The organism is Ekhidna sp., assembly GCF_964218185.1.
Lineage (GTDB): Bacteria > Bacteroidota > Bacteroidia > Cytophagales > Cyclobacteriaceae > Ekhidna.
In genome coordinates this window covers 265,970-278,863 of record NZ_CAXPLV010000001.1, presented here as the reverse complement: position 1 = coordinate 278,863, position 12,894 = coordinate 265,970, and the positions used below count along the sequence as shown (strand labels likewise).

Genomic DNA, 12,894 nt, shown 5'->3' with positions numbered 1-12,894 from the left:
ATTTGTGCCATTTTAGGATTGAACTCTTCAAATGTGAATAGCAAATGCTTATCTAGCATTTGCTATTTCTTCTTTCATGCGATCATCAGGCAGGCAATCCTTCCATTATCACTCCCGTAGATGTGGTGGCCGACAGTCTAAGGGTCTTCAGGTCTTTATACTCTTCTGAATCATACCACTTTTCGGCCATTTCAAAATTTGGAAACTGGATCATGACCAGGTAGGTGGGACTTACCGACCCTTCCACCACTCTAGTCTTGCCTCCCAATACCAAGTACTCTCCCTCGTACTTCTCCACTACCATTCCTACTTTCCCTTTGTAAGTCTCCAGATCCTGAGGATTGGAAACGGTGAGATTGTCAAATAAAATGTATGCTGACATATTGTTTAATGTTTTAATGTTTTCAATTATTATTTTGATGTAATTGGTAAGGCAATGGGTCGCATAGGAGAGCCACTTGCTCCCTTCAGCTTCAGTGAAGCTGCGATGAAAGCAAACTCATATATCTCATCTCTGGCTAACTCCTCCAGATACATTTGCTCAATGAACATGACTCCTTTTTCTGCGAGCAGGTAGGTATGTACCGGAACCCAGTTATCGGTTCGTTCCGGTGGAAAGGCTTCAAAGCTGAGGTTGTCTGCACCTAGGAGCATGATTTTCTGGTCTTCGATGAGCCACTTCACTGCATCAAGGCTGATACCCGGATAGTTGTCGAGGTAGTGATTGGCATCCTCATAAAACTCGGCCTGACCTGTGCGGATAACAACAACATCACCTGGTTCCAGCCCAACTCGCTGTTTTTTAAGTGCATCCTGAAGATCTTTGGCGGTAATCCGATAGTTCTTTTGAAGTGTTCCTTTGGAGGCTTTCACGTCTATCATTACTCCACGTGCAATAATAGGAGGGATGGTTTCTGCCCCGGTTTTTTTCCAGCCTTTATCACCAAGATGTTTTTCCGGAGTAAATCCATTCCAAATTTTTCCATTTAATCCAAAGTGATTGAGTGCATCGATATGAGTACCCATATGGGTGTACATAGAAATGGCATCTCCTGTATAGCTCACTTTGCGGTTCATCACTTCTCCAAGTCCATTTGGATTGTCAACTATTGTCCCATGTGGCGTGTGAGTCAACCAATATTGATAACCTGGGTCGCCCAGCGCATGGAAGCTGGGCATGCCTACAAAATAGTCAACACTCAAATCGTAAGGCTTTCCCGCTGAGATCTTGGATAGCACCTCTAACTGAGACATTTCTGTCATCATGTTCAGCGTACCGATTTCATCATCAGGCCCCCAGGGGCTTGTTCCTACTTCTTCTTTCTGCTGTGCCTGGACAGCAAGAGCTAGTAGAAGCATCAGTGTAAAAATGTTTGCTTTCATAGCTTTTACTTTTTGATACAAAGTTTCAAGCCAGCAAATGCGAAAGCATTAAGGTATCTTAAGAAAGACTTTGGGCGCTCATCTTTTTACGGATGGCACTTAGGTGTTCCGGCGTTACACCCAGGTATGACGCTATCATATATTGGGGAATTTGTTGCTCCATGTGTCGATAGCGATTAATAAATTGCGTATATCGTTGTTCTGCGGATTGACTCATAGAGTGGATGGTTCGTTCCTGCAAGGCGACATAGCCGTTTTGAGTTTTAATCCGAAAGAAACGATCCATCATGGGTACCTCGTCGTATAGTTGGTTTAGCCGATCCCTATGTATTTGGAGCATGGTACTTTCTGCAATGGACTGAATGAAAAGGGTAGCAGGTTTTTTTGTGAGAAAGGCATAAAGATCATTGATCCACCATCCTGAAATACCAAACTGAAGAATGTGTTCCTGCCCATCATCATCAATAGAATAGACCTTCATGCACCCATCAGAAACGAAACGCATGTGATTGGAAGGATCGCCTTTTTGAAGTAAATGCTCTTTCTTCTTTAAAAGCCTGGATTTAAATGCATCACAAATCAACTCAACTTCAGAGTCGGCGAGTGGAACAAGTTCTCTAATGTTTTTAATGAGAATTTCGTACATGTTACAGCTTAGTAAATTATGGGTGATGATCAGTTCGATCACCATCCATAATTATCGCCTAAGTTAATTATTCCTCATCCTTAAAGGGGAAGTAATCAAGCACGTCGTACTCCCAAACATTAGTAGGGAAGATAACCACCAGGTTGGCAGTCTTTTCCCCAATGTTTTTAAACGCATGAGGAACCATCGGTGGAATGTTTACAATGTATGGAGCCTCAATAGTAAACAGCGTATCACCGAGTGCATATAGGATAGTACCTTCCAGTAAGACATGAGCCTCTTCGCCTTTGTGGGTATGCATGGGTGGGGCACCTCCGGGGAATGTTTCGGTGATCCCGATAACAAGGTTTTTGTATCCATGCTTGTAGCCCTCCATCACATGTACATATTCACCTGGTCCGGGATTGATGGCGGGAAGATCTTCAACTTTGGCAACATACTCAGCCCAGTTTTTGAGTTCTTTGGACTCATAACCGGGAGGTACAGTTCTGCGCTCCAGTACTTTATGTGAATGATGCTGAGCATGTAAATATTCCATAATGGAATCGGGTACGGTCTTGACTTCTGCTACCAGTTTTTCAATGGAAAAAGTCTCTTTAGTTTGATCATGCGAATGAGATTCACCTCCGTGGGAGTGGACGCCTTCATTGCTTTGAGTACAGGATGCGACTATGCATGCGCATAGGATCGCAATAAAATTGATTTGTTTCATGGCAAGATTGGTTTGATGATAGCAGTAGTAAGATAATTAGAATTTGGGATATTATTCTAGTTATCAATTAGTTACAATCAAACCATAGTTAGCTTCCGATTTCTCGCTCAAGCAGACTCAAAATAATTTCAAGCTCAATCATCAACGGTTGATAGTGAGACTTTTCTGTTGCAATACTCGTTAAGATAAAGAGGAGTAGGTTGTTTTCAAATTCCAATGAATTGAGTAGAGCCAGGTTGCTCTTGAAGTTTTTTTTCAACCCAATTCCGATTTCGTTTTCGGAGACTCCAGCCTGATCAAAAACTGTTCTAATGCTATATTGATTCCGAAATATGTCTAGTATTTTTTCTCGCTGAACTCTCAAATCTGCTTCCTGATTGGTTATATCTTCCAGAGTAGAAAGCCAGTTTGTAAGTCGCACTCTAAGCTCACTATTTGAAAGGTCTTTCAAACTGGCAGAGCTCATCATTTCTAGTAGAAGGGAGTTGTTCGGATTGAATGAGATATCAAAAGCGAGAGAGGTAAAAAGGTGATGAGAAAGTTCCTTTTCTGAAACCGTTAAAGAGCTTTGATCCATATACTTTACGATTTTTTTCGCACCTTCATAGTTGTTTTTGTTTACTTGGATAAGTTCAGATAGCTTTGATTTACTCGTGGAAAATTCCTTGTGAAGCCCTTCCAGATATACCCTTTCTTTTTGAGATTTTATACTTCTCAAGTTGGCGTTATTAATTGCTAATGCTATAAGTATCCCAATAACAACCAGGATGATTTCCCCGATAGCATATGGAATGTAGCTACGGATTTTTTTGTCTTCAATTAGTTTTTTGCGGAGATTCTTGAATACTTTCATTGTGAATAAACTGGTAGTCCCAAATTAACACTTTCTCAACTTATTCATCTATCAGGAATATAGAACTCCTCTCTCTTGTTCAAATAACATTATTGGTTGGCTCACTTTTAATGTGTGGTCACTTTTTTGTAAGCTTGTGTATTAAGATTAAAACGTTATCTTTTGATAATTGAAAACCGCTGCTTATGTTATCCGAGCTACAGAAAGAAAAAATATCGCATTACTTCAGGGTTGTTTTGGACCAGGATAGAAATGGAGTTCTGGAGGAGAATGATTTCAGAGAGATAGGAGAGTCGCTGTGTATTCTATGGATGTTTAAGCCCGGTACAAAGGAGTATGACCGCATCATTGATCGAAGTGTGCAAAGTTGGAAGATGTTTCAGAAGTACTTTGAACGACAAGGAGGGGAAGCTAACGAAGCTCAATTTTTGAAGTTTTTCAAAGCTTTGCTGAAGCCGGGAAATGAAAATATGTATCGTAGCTGGGTGAAACATATGATCAGCTCCATTTTTGATTCGTTTGATCTTAATAAGGATGGAGTGATTTCTGTAAATGAATACTCGGATATGTTTATGTGCTATCACATCCCAATTAAACACTCTGCGAAAGCTTTTGTAAAGCTAGATAGAGATGGAGATGACTTCATTACTAAAGAGGAGTTGATGAGCGCTGTGGATGAGTTTTTCATGTCAAATGATGAAAAATCTCCAGGAAACTGGCTGTTTGGTTTCTGGGGCGATAAAGACTAGAAACACAAAAACCTCGCACGAAGCGAGGTTTCATACACCTGTCCTATAGTAAATCCATAGCTTGCTCAAGCCATCCTTAGCTGGTTCATATAGGTCTGACACTTTTCTTTTGATCCGATATATAAGATTCTTAAGTTTTTCTTCACCATCCACTCACCGGACTTATCTTTCAGCAAAACAACTTTATCCTTCTTGGCAAAAACTTTAAATAGGTTAATCATAGCTGTATCTCTTTAAATTTTATAATTCAAAGATCAGTATGAATAATTATATTAAATATTGGTATTGTACCATAAATACTCATAGTCATTATCACTATGATATTTAACTATTTAATTATTAAATATGAATATTTGAGGATTACTTAGTCATGTAATCCAGTGTTAGCCCCATCATTGCCTTCATACCAAGCTTCATACCGGCATCATCCACATAGAAATCAGGGGTGTGATGTCCAGCCACTTCATCAGGGTTGTTTTCCGGAGGACAACCGCCCACGAAGAAGTAAAGACCTGGGATTTGTTCCTGGAAAAATGAGAAATCCTCAGCTCCAGTTATTGGCTTTATTATTTCCACGTTTTCTGCTCCAGCTGCTCTTTTCAGTGTAGGAAGCATTTTTTCGTAGAGAGATGGTTCATTGTAAGTCACCGGATAGCCTTCATCAATCCACACCTCTACTTCGGCATTGTTTGATTCCCCGGTCTTTTGAGCTACTTCGCGAATACGTTGAAGAATTTGAGTACGCATGTCGGCATCTAATGTTCGGATAGTGCCAAGCATGTAAAGATCTTCGGGGATGATGTTGTAGCGTACGCCACCATGAATTGCGCCAATCGTTAAAACAGCAGGTGCCTCTGTGAGCTGCATGTTTCTGCTAATGATGGATTGGAAGTTATTGATCATTTGTGCAGCAGTTACAACTGGGTCTATTCCATCCCATGGAGCAGAGCCATGTGCCTGCTTGCCTCTGATGTCAATTCTCATCGAGTTTACAGCCGCCATGATACCCTCCGGTCTTACTTTCAATTTTCCTACGGGTGTTTGTGCATTGATATGTAGTCCGAAGATGGCATCCACATCAGGGTTTTTAAGCACACCTTCTTTCACCATGAGCTTTGCACCCCCTTCTTCACCTTTGGGAGCTCCTTCTTCAGCCGGTTGGAAGATGAACTTCACTGTTCCAGGTACCTGATCTCTGATTTCCCATAGCATTTTAGCCACTCCTAACAAGATACTGATGTGCGTATCGTGACCACACGCATGCATAACCGGTACTTGCTCTCCATTGTATTCTCCCATCTGTTTGGATGCCCATGGTAGCTCCACGCGCTCTTTTACAGGAAGCCCGTCAATATCTGCTCTTAAGCCAACAACCGGACCTGGTTTACCTCCCTTTAGAATCGCCACTACGCCGGTTTTAGCCACTCCGGTCTGTGGCTCATACCCGATCTCTTTAAGTATTTCGGTAATACGCTCAGCTGTCTTAAACTCTCGGTTGCTTAGTTCGGCATTTTGATGAAACCAGTGCCGCCACTCGATTACATCGGCTTCAGTTTGTGAGACCAGTTTCTCTATTTGTTTGTCAAACTTTTGGGCATATAGGCCTATTGAAAATATTGCTGTGAATAAGGTTAAAAGGGTTTTCTTCATGATATTCCTGATTTTGAAAGCATAAGTTACAACTCATCCGGGTATTTCTACAGTTGGGTAATGATGATTGGCGTAGAAGTGTGATCTGTGGGACTTTTGATTTGAATCTAAAAGTCAAAAACACATGCGGACTATCATTTACTACTCGTTTTTACTGTTAAGCTTATCACTAGTAGGGCAAAGGATCATCACTGGAAAGGTAGTTGAGAAATCAGGTGATCCATTGATGGGAGTTAATGTCTACCTAAAAGGAACTTATGACGGAGCAACGACAGATATTGAGGGCAACTTCTCATTTACAACTTATGAAAAGGACAGCCTTATCCTTATCGCTTCATTCATAGGATTTCACGAAGCTGCAATTCCTCTCTCCTCAGATCAATCCTCAACTGAGGTCACCCTTCGAGAAAAGATCAGCGAGCTAAATGCAGTAGTGATCACCGCAGGGGCATTTCATGCTTCGGAAGAAGGAAAACGCGAGGTACTCAAACCTTTGGATATTGTGACCACTGCTGGAGCTACCGCCGATGTGCCGGGAGCACTAAATACTTTACCGGGAACTCAGACTGTAGGTGAAACAGGAAGATTGTTTGTGCGAGGAGGGGATGGCAGAGAGACTAAAACCTTTATCGATGGGATGTTGGTGCACAATGAATACAGCCCTTCGGCACCTAATACACCAAGCAGAAGTCGATTTTCTCCATTCATGTTTAAAGGCATGAGCTTCTCTACCGGCGGCTACTCCGCTGAATACGGACAGGCGTTATCCTCAGCTCTTATCCTCCAATCCAAAGATCTGGCAGAGAATAACAGAACGGATATCTCTATTATGTCAGTGGGAGCGGATGTTTCTACCACCCGTGCCTTCGAAAACAGTTCCTTCGCTGGAAAGCTGCAATACACCAACCTGACTCCATACTTTGAGCTGGCTCCTCAAAATTTGAATTGGGACAAAGCGCCGGAAGAGGTGAATGGAAACTTTGCCTATCGGATGAAGACCAGCAAAACAGGCATGTTGAAGGTCTACTCAAATCTGAGTAAGTCTTCCATGGATTTGTTTGAGTCCGACATTGCAAACCCTGAGGTTGATAAACCGGTTTCTGTCGCTAATGACTATGCTCATTTCAATTTATCCTATCGTGAGCTCTTAAGTAAAAAATGGGGACTTAAAACAGGTGCTTCATACACCAGAAGCAATGATTATGCTTCGCTCGATTCAGATAGCCGAGATCAAAATCTGATTGGTTTCCATGGAAAAGTGGTGGCTGATTATCAACATTCAGATCGCATCGCTTTTCTTGGTGGTGCAGAACTCATCGAACGTGAGGTAGATCAGGTGCTGTCGGATGAAAGTGGATCATTCAATCAGGATTTCAATGAGCGTATTAGTGCTTCATTTCTGGAAGCAGAATGGTTTGCTTCTTCTTCATTCGGATTTAAGGGAGGAATTCGGGCAGAACATAATAACCTAACTGAAACACAAACCTTCGCGCCACGACTTTCTGCGGCTTACAAAACCGGAGCTCTGAGTCAGGTGTCTATCGCTTATGGGGAGTTTTATCAGGCACCTCAAGATCAAATCATTTTGAGCCAGCCGGCGGCTGCTCCTGAGAAGGCGAAGCACTTTATTGCCAACTATCAGTGGTTAGGAGAGGGACAAAGTTTCAGAATTGAAGCATATAATAAGCAATATGATCAACTGGTTAGATACAATCAGATCTTTGATCCATTCACATACCGTTTTAATGGTGATGGACATGCCAGGGGAGTGGATTTATTTTGGAGAGACACCAAGACCTTTAAGAATACGGATTATTGGGTAAGCTATTCGTATCTGGACACAGAAAGAACTTTTAGAGATTTTCCCGGATCGTTTACACCTTCTTTTGCTTCCAGTCACAATTTCTCGGTAGTCGTGAAGAAGTTCATCGATGAGATCAAAAGTCAGGTAGGACTGACCTATTCCTTTGCCAGTCCACGGACTTATCATGACCCTAACACAGAGCAGTACCTGTCTGGAAGAACTCCTTCTTATCACGACTTGAGCTTCAACATAAGCTACCTGTACAGCAGCCAGGTGATCGTGCACGCCATGGTCAATAATGTACTGGGTATCAACAATATCTACGGGTATGAATTTGCAGATGCACCGGATGTTAATGGTGTCTATGCTAGTAGAGCCATCACTCCTGCGGCAAGGCGATTCATTTTCCTGGGAGTGTTCATCACGCTTTCCAAAAACAAAGGCATTAATCAATTACCAAATCTTTAATTCAAATAAACAATTATCAATTATGAGAAAGAATCTATTCATCTTATTAGGTCTTCTGGTGGCAACCATATCACTTGCCAACGGCCAGTTTGAAAAGGCGATGGGCAAGACCATACCGGAAATATTTAAGGCGGAAACTCCTGATGCTTTGCAGTCCGCAATCAATCAACTTAATAGAATCGGTGAGGCGGAGGCCGATCGGTGGGAGCCTTATTATTATGTAGCATTTGGCTATATCCGAATGAGCGACATGTATGAGTCCGGTACAGATAAAGATAAATATCTGGATCTGGCGCTTGAAGCAGTGGACAAAGGGGATCAGATTAATCCCAATGATTCCGAGCTTACCGCCTTACGAGGTTATGTCCATATGATGCGACTGGTTGTAGATCCTGCTACACGAGGCATGAAGTATTCGGGCATGGCTTTCAACTCATTTCAGACAGCTGTACAGCAGAATTCTGAGAATCCACGTGCACACTATCTACTTGGAAGGATGCAATACGGCACGGCACAATTCATGGGTAATGGAGATGGTGGTGCGTGTGAATCACTAAATCGAGCAAAGGAGCTTTTTGAAAATGAGCAGCCCGAGAGTCCGATCGCTCCACAGTGGGGAAAGGAAACCAACGAGAAGACCATTGCAATGATTTGTAATAAAGAGGGAGAGTAATAAAAGGTGTCTCAAAGGGATAACTTTTCAAGGCCTTTGAGACACCCTAATTGTTAGTTAATCATAAACCATCCGCTCCACCTTATTTGATATAGGAGGTATGGTCATTAAGTAATCATAGATGGCGCCAACTTCATATTCGGTCAGCTGTGTATAAGGAATCATCGGATAGGAGAGAGCCGATTCACCTTCCTTCTGCCCAAACCTCACTGCTCTGATAAACTCATCTTTGGTCCAGCTTCCAATTCCTGTTTCTTCATCCGGTGTTAGGTTAGGTGTTGGCTTCACTCTTCCTTCCAGATCCAAGGGCACATTTCCTCCTGCAAAATACCCAACGCTTTTCTCCGGTTCCATATAATTGTTGGATTTGAAATCTGCTGAGTGACAGGAAAAGCAATCAAGATTGTGGGCTAGATATTTACCCAGCTCCAATGTGTTAGCAGTGTCGGGTAGAGGAATAGCCTCCGATGGCATAGGAAAGGGCTTAAACGCTACACGACAAAGTAACTTGGTTAGTAATGAGGGCTTTGGTGAGATATCAGCCTTCTTCTCAGCCTGAACCATACGATCATCCGACCTCAAAAATGCGATGATAGCGTTGATATCTTCATCAGCCATGTGTGGCAATTTGGCCATATAAGGCGGAGCATATTGGCCGTCCCTTTTAATACCGGTTCTAAGCAGGTAAACGATCTCACCATCTGTCCATTCACCAATCCCATAGGTTTTGTCCTGGGTGATATTGGCAGAAAAGATTTCTCCAAACTCAGCAGGTGCATCCTTCATGCGCTTACCTGTAAGTTTACGCGTAGACATATCCATGTGGCAGTTGGCGCATAGCATGGTACTTAGTTTTTTTCCACGCGCAATAATTTCAGGACTGCTCTGATGCTCAAAAGAGATGACTTCTACTTCGTAAGATGGTATGCCTTTGGCATTGATAACTACAAGTGTGATGATCAGGATTACTACGATGGTAAGTAACCCCAATCCGAGAATTTTCAATAGTTTTTTCATTGGGTGTTAGGTTTTTTATGTCGCACCATTACCGGGATGAAACATTTATAGGCGGCTAGATGTGACCAATGAAATTTAGCAAATTTTCATTTCAAATTGATCACTCGTCTTTACCAATATCTTCTTGCAAGTCCTTCAACTCATTTAGTATTCTCATTTCATCCTTGATTGCTTTGCGGATGGAAAAACCAAAAATGGCAGCAGCTAAGAGGTAACTAGCATCCATAAGCACTACCTGAGTGGTGGTGAGATAGTTTGTGAACTCTGGCGTAAGCACATAAAACCCAACCGTGTAGGCGATCAGTATTCCAATGGTTACAGGCCCATGAATTCGTTTGCGATACGAATAGAAACTCATTGTTTTTTTACTAGTTGCTACGGCTGTTTCGCTGAAATCCACTTTGGAAGATCGATAAATACTGAAACACTCAATCATAATTCGTATGAATAATCCTCCCAGCATAAGCGCAATACCGATATGGCTGAGCGTCTCCTGAAGGGGTGCCACATACATGAAGAATGCTGATATTCCGATCAGGGTAATCGTAAGAATAGCAATGTTGCCAATGTGCATTTTTACAGCATCACGCATTTTCTTTTTTGATAAATCAATTAATTCGGTTGTGGATGTGCGATCAGACTTGTTAGTCTTGGCACTGTCCCACTTATTTTTCAGGTCGTCAATTAAATCACTCATTTTCTAATATTTTTTTAAGGTTCTTTTTGATGCGGTGGATTTTTACCCGAAGGTTCCCTTCGCTGATTCCGACCACCTCAGCAATTTCATTGTAGTCCAGCTCATCCAGCACCATCATAATAATCAGTCTGTCCACTTCACCCAGTTGACCAATGGCCCGATAAAGTTCCTGATGTTCTTGATCTGTGTTATCAGAATCATCAGGTAGGTGCATGTGTTCCTCAATAGAGGATTGATCTTTCGTTTTGCTGTCTCGAATGTATTTCAAACAAGTGTTGACAGTGATTCGGTAGATCCAGGTCTTATAGCTGGAGGCACCCTTGAATTTATCGAGTGCTCTCCAGGTATTAATGAATGCTTCCTGAGTCAGGTCTTGTGCTAAATCTTTGTTTCCCTTCATAAAACCCAGGCACATCTGATTGACCATTCCGTAGTAATCAGTATGTAGGGTTTCAAAAAGATCGCTGTTATTGGGCATTTTTAGCTAAGTAATTATTGATCTGTGAGTATAGCCATTCCGGCTGATCAAACATGATAAAGTGTTTGCTATTATCTGCAAGTTCGATCGTCTTATTTTTCAGGTTGGCATATTGCTTTTCAAATGTCTGCTGAGACATCTCACGGGTAGGGAAGGTTGCTCCCAATATCAAAGTTTGCGTTTGAATGTTTTCTAGTGAAGGTCTAAGGTCCAGCTTAAGTAGGTCAGTGTATCCATAAACATACGTCTTGCGATCTGCCGCAATCGACCATCCGGCAATCATTTCTACTTTATCCTCCTGGTTGGTCATGTTTCTGGCCATCATCAATGCTGTGTTTTTAAATGCATCATCCTGCATTTCAATCATCTGATTGTTGTAAGGACTGTCGTATTGCAGTGAAGAGGCAGGTACGCCGGGCATCATGAGCTCGCGCATGCATGGCAGTGCGTCTACCAATATCAACCCGCTAAGGTTGGTGTCAAAGGCTTCAGCCAGGTCTACAGCCAGATTACCACCCATGCTATGACCGATGATGGTGAGGTTGGTGAGGTTCTCGGTTTTAATGTAGTCGATTAAGCTTTCTTTGATTGGTGTGTACCAAGGTGTGCCGATGGGTTCAAGTCCGTTGAAGCCGGCATAGGAAACTACATGTGTTTCGTAGGTACTGCTTAGGTTTTCGATGGTCTCGTCCCAAACCGATCCGGGAGTAGTAAATCCTGGCAGTAAGATGATCGGATTTCCTTCACCACTTTTTTCAACCTGAATAGGTGCTTGACTGATTGCAATTTGAGAAAAGAAAATAGCGCTGAATAAGATTAGTATTTTTTTCATGTCTGTTCGTTTTAGTTTCCCCTTTGATCCAAAGAATTAGGGATTGTTACAGACCGATGAAAAATTATTTTTTTGTTGTGGCTATTTGCTCTTCTCTTTCTTCAGCGTTGCTATTTCCTGCTGCATTTTATCCAGTTTTTGATGGAGTACTTTGTGCTGAGCAGCCATAAACTGTTTCATATGTTCTTCCTCTTCTTGCATCCCTTTCAGTGCCAGCTGGTTCATGGTGTTTACCACAATAGCTATGAAGACATTAAGGGTGGTGTAAGTAGCAATGAGGATGAATGTAACGAAGTATACCGCTGAATAGGGTACTCCATCCATGATGGGGCGCGCAATGGCTGACGACCAGCTTTCCAGGGTCATGATCTGGAAGAGTGTGAAAAATGCTTTATGAAGCGAGCCAAAATACTCCGGATAGAGATTTGCGAAAAGGTTGTATCCCACTACTGCATAGATGTAGTAGACGATTGTGAGCAATACCACAATCCACCCGATGCTGGGGAGAGAGTGTAATAATGACTCAATAATAAGTCGAAGTTTAGGTAAGCTTTTGAGTAAGCGAAGCGTCCGAATAATTCTCAGAGCTCTGAAAATGGAGAAAGAACCTGCTGCCGGAAGTATGGAAATGCCAATCACAAAAAAGTCAAAGACGTCCCATCCATTGGTGAAAAACTTCCTCCGATAAATAAAGATTTTCAATGCTATTTCAATAGTGAAGCACACCAGTATCACCATGTCAAAGGTGTCGATGATGGGCTCATAGTCCTGTACAATCTCCGGGTAGGTTTCCAGCCCAATAAGGGCGGAATTGACAATAATGATGAAGGTAATGAAGTTCTGGAAGCGGGGTGACTCCAGAAAATTTTTCAATACATGCTCTACAAAACGTATCATGTGTGTGGCGGCAGGGTGAATGTAGAGGTAAGATA

Annotated in this window: 15 protein-coding genes; 3 read left to right on the top strand and 12 right to left on the bottom strand. The window is 42.1% G+C overall.

Annotated features, from left to right (window positions below; genetic code table 11):
* Positions 1–85 precede the first annotated feature (85 nt).
* The 5 genes from ACEQZT_RS01345 to ACEQZT_RS01325 all read right to left on the bottom strand — a co-directional run bounded on the left by ACEQZT_RS01345 (position 86) and on the right by ACEQZT_RS01325 (position 3,594).
* Positions 86–382 carry a DUF1330 domain-containing protein gene (locus tag ACEQZT_RS01345; RefSeq protein ID WP_370086472.1) on the bottom strand — a complete coding sequence of 99 codons (297 nt, stop codon included), beginning with the start codon at positions 380–382 and terminating at the stop codon, positions 86–88.
* Positions 383–411: 29 nt separating this feature from the next.
* Positions 412–1,383 carry a cyclase family protein gene (locus tag ACEQZT_RS01340; RefSeq protein WP_370086471.1) on the bottom strand — a complete coding sequence of 324 codons (972 nt, stop codon included), beginning with the start codon at positions 1,381–1,383 and terminating at the stop codon, positions 412–414.
* A 58-nt stretch (positions 1,384–1,441) separates the two neighbouring features.
* A complete protein-coding gene (locus ACEQZT_RS01335; protein ID WP_370086469.1) occupies positions 1,442–2,029 on the bottom strand; it encodes a Crp/Fnr family transcriptional regulator in 588 nt (195 codons plus the stop codon).
* Positions 2,030–2,096: 67 nt separating this feature from the next.
* Positions 2,097–2,741, bottom strand: a complete 645-nt coding sequence (locus ACEQZT_RS01330) for a cupin domain-containing protein (protein WP_370086467.1) — start codon at positions 2,739–2,741, stop codon at positions 2,097–2,099.
* An 88-nt stretch (positions 2,742–2,829) separates the two neighbouring features.
* Positions 2,830–3,594, bottom strand: coding sequence for a DUF6090 family protein (locus ACEQZT_RS01325; protein WP_370086465.1), 765 nt, complete (start codon positions 3,592–3,594; stop codon positions 2,830–2,832).
* A 185-nt stretch (positions 3,595–3,779) separates the two neighbouring features.
* On the opposite strand from ACEQZT_RS01325, the gene ACEQZT_RS01320 reads away from it, so the two are divergent.
* Positions 3,780–4,343, top strand: coding sequence for an EF-hand domain-containing protein (locus ACEQZT_RS01320; RefSeq protein WP_370086463.1), 564 nt, complete (start codon positions 3,780–3,782; stop codon positions 4,341–4,343).
* Between the two features lie 65 nt (positions 4,344–4,408).
* Here the strand turns inward: ACEQZT_RS01320 and ACEQZT_RS01315 are convergent, their stop codons facing one another.
* Both ACEQZT_RS01315 and ACEQZT_RS01310 read right to left on the bottom strand, forming a co-directional pair.
* On the bottom strand, positions 4,409–4,564 hold the full coding sequence (locus ACEQZT_RS01315) for a hypothetical protein (RefSeq protein ID WP_370086462.1): 156 nt from the start codon (positions 4,562–4,564) through the stop codon (positions 4,409–4,411).
* Between the two features lie 139 nt (positions 4,565–4,703).
* Positions 4,704–5,993: an amidohydrolase gene (locus ACEQZT_RS01310; RefSeq protein ID WP_370086460.1), complete on the bottom strand. Its 1,290-nt coding sequence runs from the start codon at positions 5,991–5,993 to the stop codon at positions 4,704–4,706.
* A gap of 124 nt (positions 5,994–6,117) precedes the next feature.
* On the opposite strand from ACEQZT_RS01310, the gene ACEQZT_RS01305 reads away from it, so the two are divergent.
* Entirely contained in the window at positions 6,118–8,265 is a 2,148-nt protein-coding gene (locus ACEQZT_RS01305; RefSeq protein ID WP_370086458.1) for a carboxypeptidase-like regulatory domain-containing protein, read from the top strand.
* Between the two features lie 22 nt (positions 8,266–8,287).
* Complete coding sequence (locus ACEQZT_RS01300; RefSeq protein WP_370086456.1) at positions 8,288–8,938, top strand: tetratricopeptide repeat protein; 651 nt, start codon at positions 8,288–8,290, stop codon at positions 8,936–8,938.
* A 57-nt stretch (positions 8,939–8,995) separates the two neighbouring features.
* Here ACEQZT_RS01300 and ACEQZT_RS01295 read toward each other — a convergent pair whose 3' ends face one another.
* The 5 genes from ACEQZT_RS01295 to ACEQZT_RS01275 form a co-directional block, all read right to left on the bottom strand.
* Positions 8,996–9,955: a cytochrome c gene (locus ACEQZT_RS01295; protein ID WP_370086454.1), complete on the bottom strand. Its 960-nt coding sequence runs from the start codon at positions 9,953–9,955 to the stop codon at positions 8,996–8,998.
* 100 nt (positions 9,956–10,055) lie between these two features.
* Positions 10,056–10,652 carry a hypothetical protein gene (locus ACEQZT_RS01290; protein WP_370086452.1) on the bottom strand — a complete coding sequence of 199 codons (597 nt, stop codon included), beginning with the start codon at positions 10,650–10,652 and terminating at the stop codon, positions 10,056–10,058.
* Positions 10,645–11,130, bottom strand: a complete 486-nt coding sequence (locus ACEQZT_RS01285) for an RNA polymerase sigma factor (protein WP_370086450.1) — start codon at positions 11,128–11,130, stop codon at positions 10,645–10,647. The genes ACEQZT_RS01290 and ACEQZT_RS01285 overlap by 8 nt, the downstream gene beginning before the upstream one ends.
* Positions 11,120–11,962, bottom strand: a complete 843-nt coding sequence (locus ACEQZT_RS01280) for an alpha/beta fold hydrolase (RefSeq protein WP_370086448.1) — start codon at positions 11,960–11,962, stop codon at positions 11,120–11,122. Before ACEQZT_RS01280 ends, ACEQZT_RS01285 begins: the two co-directional genes overlap by 11 nt.
* Positions 11,963–12,043: 81 nt before the next feature.
* The gene (locus tag ACEQZT_RS01275; RefSeq protein ID WP_370086446.1) at positions 12,044–12,859 is read right to left on the bottom strand and encodes an ion transporter; all 816 of its coding nucleotides are present in this window, start codon (positions 12,857–12,859) and stop codon (positions 12,044–12,046) included.
* Positions 12,860–12,894: the final 35 nt, after the last annotated feature.

Excerpts from the sequence above, each read along its gene's own strand:
- ACEQZT_RS01295 (WP_370086454.1), bottom strand. The coding sequence starts at position 9,955 with ATGAAAAAACTATTGAAAATTCTCGGATTGGGGTTACTTACCATCGTA.
- ACEQZT_RS01340 (WP_370086471.1), bottom strand. The coding sequence starts at position 1,383 with ATGAAAGCAAACATTTTTACACTGATGCTTCTACTAGCTCTTGCTGTC.
- ACEQZT_RS01315 (WP_370086462.1), bottom strand. The coding sequence starts at position 4,564 with ATGATTAACCTATTTAAAGTTTTTGCCAAGAAGGATAAAGTTGTTTTG.
- ACEQZT_RS01290 (WP_370086452.1), bottom strand. The coding sequence starts at position 10,652 with ATGAGTGATTTAATTGACGACCTGAAAAATAAGTGGGACAGTGCCAAG.
- ACEQZT_RS01310 (WP_370086460.1), bottom strand. The coding sequence starts at position 5,993 with ATGAAGAAAACCCTTTTAACCTTATTCACAGCAATATTTTCAATAGGC.
- ACEQZT_RS01280 (WP_370086448.1), bottom strand. The coding sequence starts at position 11,962 with ATGAAAAAAATACTAATCTTATTCAGCGCTATTTTCTTTTCTCAAATT.
- ACEQZT_RS01275 (WP_370086446.1), bottom strand. The coding sequence starts at position 12,859 with ATGATACGTTTTGTAGAGCATGTATTGAAAAATTTTCTGGAGTCACCC.
- ACEQZT_RS01300 (WP_370086456.1), top strand. The coding sequence starts at position 8,288 with ATGAGAAAGAATCTATTCATCTTATTAGGTCTTCTGGTGGCAACCATA.
- ACEQZT_RS01325 (WP_370086465.1), bottom strand. The coding sequence starts at position 3,594 with ATGAAAGTATTCAAGAATCTCCGCAAAAAACTAATTGAAGACAAAAAA.
- ACEQZT_RS01285 (WP_370086450.1), bottom strand. The coding sequence starts at position 11,130 with ATGCCCAATAACAGCGATCTTTTTGAAACCCTACATACTGATTACTAC.
- ACEQZT_RS01330 (WP_370086467.1), bottom strand. The coding sequence starts at position 2,741 with ATGAAACAAATCAATTTTATTGCGATCCTATGCGCATGCATAGTCGCA.
- ACEQZT_RS01345 (WP_370086472.1), bottom strand. The coding sequence starts at position 382 with ATGTCAGCATACATTTTATTTGACAATCTCACCGTTTCCAATCCTCAG.
- ACEQZT_RS01335 (WP_370086469.1), bottom strand. The coding sequence starts at position 2,029 with ATGTACGAAATTCTCATTAAAAACATTAGAGAACTTGTTCCACTCGCC.
- ACEQZT_RS01305 (WP_370086458.1), top strand. The coding sequence starts at position 6,118 with ATGCGGACTATCATTTACTACTCGTTTTTACTGTTAAGCTTATCACTA.
- ACEQZT_RS01320 (WP_370086463.1), top strand. The coding sequence starts at position 3,780 with ATGTTATCCGAGCTACAGAAAGAAAAAATATCGCATTACTTCAGGGTT.